The sequence below is a fragment of the Flavobacterium sp. genome, from assembly GCF_029242675.1.
GTDB lineage: Bacteria > Bacteroidota > Bacteroidia > Flavobacteriales > Flavobacteriaceae > Flavobacterium.
On sequence record NZ_JAQWTM010000382.1, the window covers coordinates 1 to 6,474 of the forward strand.

Sequence of the window (6,474 nt, forward strand, 5' to 3'; positions counted from 1 at the left end):
TGTATTCTGTTGTTTTACTCTGCTTACTAGCATTTTTTTTAAGCACTTCAAATTGTTGCTTAAAATTAGCTGTCGTAGCAATTCTATTTCCATTAATGGAGACAGAAAAATCCTTAGCATTGTTGCCCTGAGACCACGCTATACAAGCGAAAAGAGCAAAAATGAATAAAAGTAATTGTTTCTTCATTGGTTAAAAATTAAGTTTTATTTAGTTAATTCCGCGAATATATAGCGACAATTTTAATTATTCTTCATCTTTTTTATCAATAAACTATTTTTTATTAAATATTTTTTATTTACAAAAAAGTAGTAATTTATTATTAATCCAATGTTAAAAAGAAAAACCAGTCTGGTTTAGCGCAGACTGGTTTTTACTAATTTAAATATATACTTAATGGTACTACTAACTACTTTTATTGGCCGTACTCGTTAACTTTGAAGCTCCACTTACAATCAAAAATCACATTATAAAGCATCATTATTAAAAAAATGTTGCACCTGAATTGCAATTTCCATTTCTTCATTTGTTGGGATGACCAATATTTTAGTAGTTGCATTTTCGCTATTTATTTCTCTCAGCTCTTTAGATCGTATTTCATTTTTAGCGTCATCTAAATACAAACCATAATAGTCCATATCGGTACAAACTAATTTTCGGATAAAGGAGGAGTTTTCTCCTATTCCTGCGGTAAAGATAATAGCATCAAGACCATTCATTACCGCTGTATACGAACCAATAAATTTCTTGATTCGGTAGGCATTCATCGCTAGTGCGAGTTGACAGTCTACGTTACCTTTTTCGGCCTCGGATTCTATATCTCTTAAATCACTAAATCCTGTTAATCCAAGCATTCCGCTTTTCTTTAACAAGATATCATTGACTGCTGTACTACTATAACCCAGGGCATTAATCAAATAGAAAATTAAAGAATGGTCGATATCACCGCTTCTGGTACCCATAATTAGTCCATTTGAAGGAGAAAATCCCATTGAATGATCGATACTTTTACCGTCTTTTATAGCCGTAACACTGCAACCATTTCCTAAATGAATACTTATTAATTTAGAACTTTGTTTTAAATAGTCTATTGCTTGCTCCGAAACATATTTGTGGCTTGTTCCATGGAAACCGTACATACGTATTTTATGCTCGGTATAAAAAGTATTGGGAATTGAAAATTTATTCGCTACTTCTGGAATAGTTTGATGAAAAGCAGTATCGAAAATAGCAACCTGTTTGGCTTGCTTAAATACTTGCTCGGCAATTTCAATTCCTTCTAAATTTGCTGGGTTGTGCAGAGGCGCTAGTGCAAAAAGTTCTTTTATTTTTTCTTTTACTACCTCATCAATTAAAACAGTATCCGAAAAAAAAGTGCCACCATGCACCACGCGATGCCCCACGGCATCTATTTCTTCTGTGTTTTTAATGACACCCGTGTTTTCATTCATCAACAAATCTGCAATTTTAAGCACACCTACTTTATGGGTGAGTATGGGAATATTTTCTTCTACTTTAGTTGTATTAGTAGTATAAGTCAGATTAGAGCTCTCCAACCCTATCCTATCAATCATTCCATTACAAATTACTTCCTGCGATGGCATTTCTATCAATTGGTATTTTATAGAGGAACTTCCTGAATTGAGAACAAGTATTTTCATTGAAATATGAGAAATTGAGCTCGCGATTGTATATCATGAGCGATTAGATACTATTTTTATAAATTTGAAATCCCATTATAAGCCTTGCGCTTGAATAGCTGTAATTACCACAGTATTGATAATATCATCCACTGTACAACCACGACTTAAATCATTTACGGGCTTATTTAAACCTTGTAGCATAGGGCCTATTGCTAAAGCGCCTGTTTCTCTTTGAACCGCTTTATAGGTATTATTACCCGTATTTAAATCGGGAAAAATAAGTACACTTGCTTGTCCTGCAACTTCTGAATTAGGCATTTTACTTTTTCCAATTGTCATATCTACAGCTGCATCATATTGAATTGGACCTTCAATTTTTAAATCAGGTCGCTTTTCTCGAACAATTTGAGTGGCTTGTCTTACTTTATCAACTTCATCCCCTTTTCCTGATGTACCTGAAGAGTAGGATAACATTGCTATCTTTGGTTCTATACCAAAAGCCATACTGGAATCAGCTGAGGATATTGCTATTTCAGCTAATTGCTCTGCAGTAGGATTGGGATTAATTGCACAGTCTCCAAAAACCGATACTCTATCCTCTAAACACATGAAAAATATAGAAGATACAATTCCTGCATCTGGTTTGGTTTTAATAAATTGTAAAGCTGGTAAAATCGTATGTTGGGTAGTATGTGCTGCTCCCGAAACCATTCCGTCAGCATCACCTTTATACACCATCATGGTTCCGAAATATGAAACGTCTTCCATCAAATCTCTAGCCATGGTAATACTAACATTCTTATTTTTGCGAAGCTGGTAATAAGTATCAGCATAATCATCATAGTGCTCCGATTCTCTAGGGTTAACAATGGCTACTTTCGAAAAGTCGAATGCCAATCCTAACTCGGCGACCTTTGTTTCTATTTGCTTCTTATCGCCAATAATAGTTATATCAACAACATCCATTGTGAGTAATCTAGAGGCAGCGATTATGATTCGTTCATCGTTGCCTTCAGGTAAAACAATATGTTTCCTGTGTTTACGCGCTCTTTTTACAAGGTTGTACTGAAACATTTTAGGAGTCATCCCTTCGACCTCAAAGGCACTTAACTTTGCAGATAAATCATCGACATCAACATATTTTTCAAAGGTGTTAATAGAAGTTTCAATTTTCACCGTATTGTCTGCGTAGATCTTGGACTTTATATTCCCGATACTATTCGTAATACGATACGTTCCGGCTTCAACTGAGATAATAGGTACGATGCTAGTTAGTCCTTCAATCAATTTTAAAATACTTTCCTCTGGAACTATATTTCCTGTTAGCACTATTCCTGCTATTGAGGGATAATTTGCCGATTCGTTGGCTTGCAAAGCTCCTAAAATAATGTCTGCTCGATCTCCGGGAGTTATTACCAAAGCATTTTCTTTTAAATGCAACAAGTAATTACGCAACTGCATAGCTCCAACACTAAAATTACCTATTTCATTATTTAAGAATGCACAACCAAAAAGTACTTTAGCATCTAGCTCGTCTACTATTTCTTTGATCGTAGGGTGATTTAGACTTGATATTATAGGAATTGCATTAACTAAAACCTCTTTTGGTAAACTTCCTTTTAATCCATTTGTTACTAATTTAATGTTTTCTGATTGGACTTTATTTGCAATTACTGCCAGCACTTCAACCTCCTTAACTTTAAAAGAGTCGTAGGCTAAATACAAACTATCAATAAGTTCTTCGAGTGTTTTACCTACACCCGAGCCAACAATGATAGTAGGTATACCTAAATTTTTAGCAATCAATACATTCATATCGAGTTCGATAACGGTACCTTCACCGCTAAAACTGGTTCCTTCGACTAATACAAAATCAAATTGTTCTTCTAATTTCTTATATTTTTCGATAATAAGATCGAGTACTTCGCCAATCTTACCTTTATTTTTCTTTTTGATTAATTTGCTTTTAGTAATAGCATAGGCATCTTCAAAAGCGATGTCTAAGCCAAAATGAGAAATAACCGTTTCGATATGATTATCAATTTTGCCGTCATCAAAATCTTCTATTATCGGTCTAAAATAACCCACTTTAGCTGTTTTACCAATTAAAATACTCATTAGTCCTAATGTGATTATGGATTTACCACTATTATGTTCACTTGTTGCTATATAAACTGCTTTATTCATTTCTATATTTTTATTTTCTTAAAATCAGTGAGTAATAAGTGCCATTCTTTTTCTATGATTGGTTCGCTTACATTTATTCAAACAATATAATTTTCAATTAAGTATAAACTAAAACCACCTTCTCTTTTTAAAATAAATTATCATTCCAATGACTATTAAAAACATGATAACAATGACTGTATAATAACCGTTATGGTAACTTAGTTCTGGCATATGTTGAAAATTCATCCCATAGATTCCTGCAATGAACGTCAAAGGAATAAATATAGCCGAAACGATTGTTAGTGTCTTCATGATCTCATTCATTTTATGAGACTGCGACGAAAAAAAGAAATTAGAAGCGCTTTCGAGCATTCCCATATCGCTTTCTATTTGTTCCAAGAGTTCCAAACATTTTTGATGCAAACGAGAAAAATAAACGTAGGTTTCGTTTTCAATCACATTACATAAGTCATCTTCGCGTAGGGATTTGATGCCATAAAGCGAATCACGAAGCGGAATTATAGAACGTTTTAAGAAACTGAAATTATCACGGTGTTTTTCAATGCGGATTAAAATATTAGGGTCTGTACTTACTTTCGATAAAATTATCAATTCCTCTACTTTGTCTTCCTCGTTTTCAATGGTAATAAAAAAGTTCTCAATTATGGCGTCTAACAAAAAGTATAGTAAAAAATCAGCTTTTTTAGTTCTGATGATTCCAGTATGCGTTCGAATGCGTTCCCTGATATGGGTAAAAAAGTCACTCTTCTTTTCTTGAAACGAAATCAAAACGCCGTCTTTAATTAAAAAACTAATTTGCTCGATACTTATATTATCTGAGTTTTCTGCTGGCAATATCGACTTGATGTTAAAAAAAAGACTGTTTGCTGACTCCTCGAGTTTTGTTCTTCGAGTCGTATTTAAGATATCGGAGAGTAAAAAATTATCGATCTGAAAAAAGGCTCCAATAGCTTCAATTACCGGAATATCGTTTAAGCCGTGAATATTTAGCCAATTAGTTTGGGTGCCATCTATACATTTTTTAAAGTCATTTGGTGCAATCTCTTGATATTCTGCAAATTCAGTATCATTGTACACAAATAATTGCATGTGAGACTGCCACTGTTTATGACTTCCGGTGTATTCTAAATGATTGGGCGTGGTTTTACGACCTTTTTTATATTTGATTTTTCTCATGTCCCTAATATGTTTAGTAATAATACAAAATAGTTTTGGCATTAATTCCCAAATTAAACTTTAAAATTAAGGAGTTGTTTGCAATTTAGGAGGCTTTACTTCGCTTTTCTTCCGTTACAATTAGCAGCATTAGAAACATAATGGAAATCGCAAATTAACTGTAGAAAAAAAACAGAAAATAATAGTAACAAAAACATTTTACAACAACACATAGATTCTTGCATACTTGCTAAGTATCTGTTGATATTTCTAAATATAATATTTAAATTTACAGCAAAACGAAGCATAACATGCTAAAACTATAATACTAACCCCTAACCTTTTAACCAATATGGTAAAATTTAAAATTACAATACTAGCTGCACTTGCACTCTGTACTTGTAATACAACGGAAACTTTTGCTCAAAGAAAAAAGAAAAAAGAGCCTTCTACTGCTGCAGTAGCACCTAAAAAAGAAGAAAAAAAAGGACCTAAACCTTATGGAAAGGTAATTGACTCGACAGCGGCAACGCAAAAAGGATTAATTGATGTTCATAAAGTGGATAACAAATACCTTTTTGAAATCCCAGCTGCCCTAATTGATACTGAAATCATGACTATTACCCGTTTCTCCAAAACACCTGCTGGTGGAGGAATTTTTGGTGGTGAAGAGGTAAACCGACAAGTAATCAAGTTTGAAAAAGGGCTAAATAATACCATTTTATTGCGTTCAGTAACCTATGTGATCATGTCTCCTGACGAAGGAAAACCAATGGCACAAGCGGTTAAGAATTCTTCTACTGATCCAATTATTGGTAGCTATGATATATTAGCTATTAAAAAAGAAGACGGTGGCAAAAAAGAAACTGCGTATGTCTTTGACATGACACCAACTTTTGAAGGAGATGTTCAAACTTTTTCATTGGATCCAATGAAAAAACAGTCTTTAAGCATCCAAGCATTTCAAAAAGACCGCTCTTTTGTTCAAAAAGTGAGCAGTTTCCCAATTAACACGGAAATAAAAACGGTAAAAACGTATGCAACAACTCCTAATTTAATTTCGTTAAGTCCGGCGCCAAGAATTGGTACCAACTTACCTTCGGCATTAGATTCAGGTGTTTTGACAGTAGAATTGAATACATCGATGATCGCTTTGCCTAAAGTGCCAATGCGCAAGAGAACTTTTGATCCTCGTGTTGGATTTTTCGCAAACCAATATGATGTGTTTGAAGAAGAATCTCAAAAATCAGAAAAAGAAGTATTTGCCGTACGCTGGAGATTGGAGCCTAAAAATGAGGAAGATGCTGAAAAACAAAAAAGAGGCGAGCTAATCGAACCAGCAAAACCAATTGTTTATTACATTGACCCAGCAACTCCTGACAAATGGAAAAAATACATCAAAGCAGGAATTGATGACTGGCAAGTTGCTTTTGAAGCAGCTGGATGGAAAAATGCTATCCGTGGAGAATACTGGCCAGAGAATGATCC

5 protein-coding genes are annotated in these 6,474 nt (G+C 34.0%); 1 reads left to right on the plus strand and 4 read right to left on the minus strand.

Going from position 1 to position 6,474, the window contains the following annotated elements; genetic code table 11:
• From P8M54_RS14010 to corA, 4 genes are all read right to left on the minus strand, one after another.
• Nucleotides 1–187: hypothetical protein (locus tag P8M54_RS14010; protein ID WP_300288588.1), on the minus strand; the 187-nt coding region annotated here is incomplete at its 3' end.
• A 278-nt stretch (nucleotides 188–465) separates the two neighbouring features.
• Nucleotides 466–1,659 (minus strand): acetate kinase, encoded by a 1,194-nt coding sequence (locus P8M54_RS14015; RefSeq protein WP_300288590.1) that lies wholly within the window; start codon nucleotides 1,657–1,659, stop codon nucleotides 466–468.
• A 75-nt stretch (nucleotides 1,660–1,734) separates the two neighbouring features.
• A complete protein-coding gene (pta, locus tag P8M54_RS14020) occupies nucleotides 1,735–3,828 on the minus strand; it encodes a phosphate acetyltransferase (protein WP_300288591.1) in 2,094 nt (697 codons plus the stop codon).
• A 108-nt stretch (nucleotides 3,829–3,936) separates the two neighbouring features.
• On the minus strand, nucleotides 3,937–5,007 hold the full coding sequence (corA, locus tag P8M54_RS14025) for a magnesium/cobalt transporter CorA (protein ID WP_300288593.1): 1,071 nt from the start codon (nucleotides 5,005–5,007) through the stop codon (nucleotides 3,937–3,939).
• Nucleotides 5,008–5,338: 331 nt separating this feature from the next.
• Between corA and P8M54_RS14030 the strand changes: the two genes are divergently transcribed.
• Nucleotides 5,339–6,474: DUF5117 domain-containing protein (locus P8M54_RS14030; protein ID WP_300288594.1), on the plus strand; the 1,136-nt coding region annotated here is incomplete at its 3' end.

Excerpts from the sequence above, each read along its gene's own strand:
- P8M54_RS14015 (WP_300288590.1), bottom strand. The coding sequence starts at position 1,659 with ATGAAAATACTTGTTCTCAATTCAGGAAGTTCCTCTATAAAATACCAA.
- pta (WP_300288591.1), bottom strand. The coding sequence starts at position 3,828 with ATGAATAAAGCAGTTTATATAGCAACAAGTGAACATAATAGTGGTAAA.
- corA (WP_300288593.1), bottom strand. The coding sequence starts at position 5,007 with ATGAGAAAAATCAAATATAAAAAAGGTCGTAAAACCACGCCCAATCAT.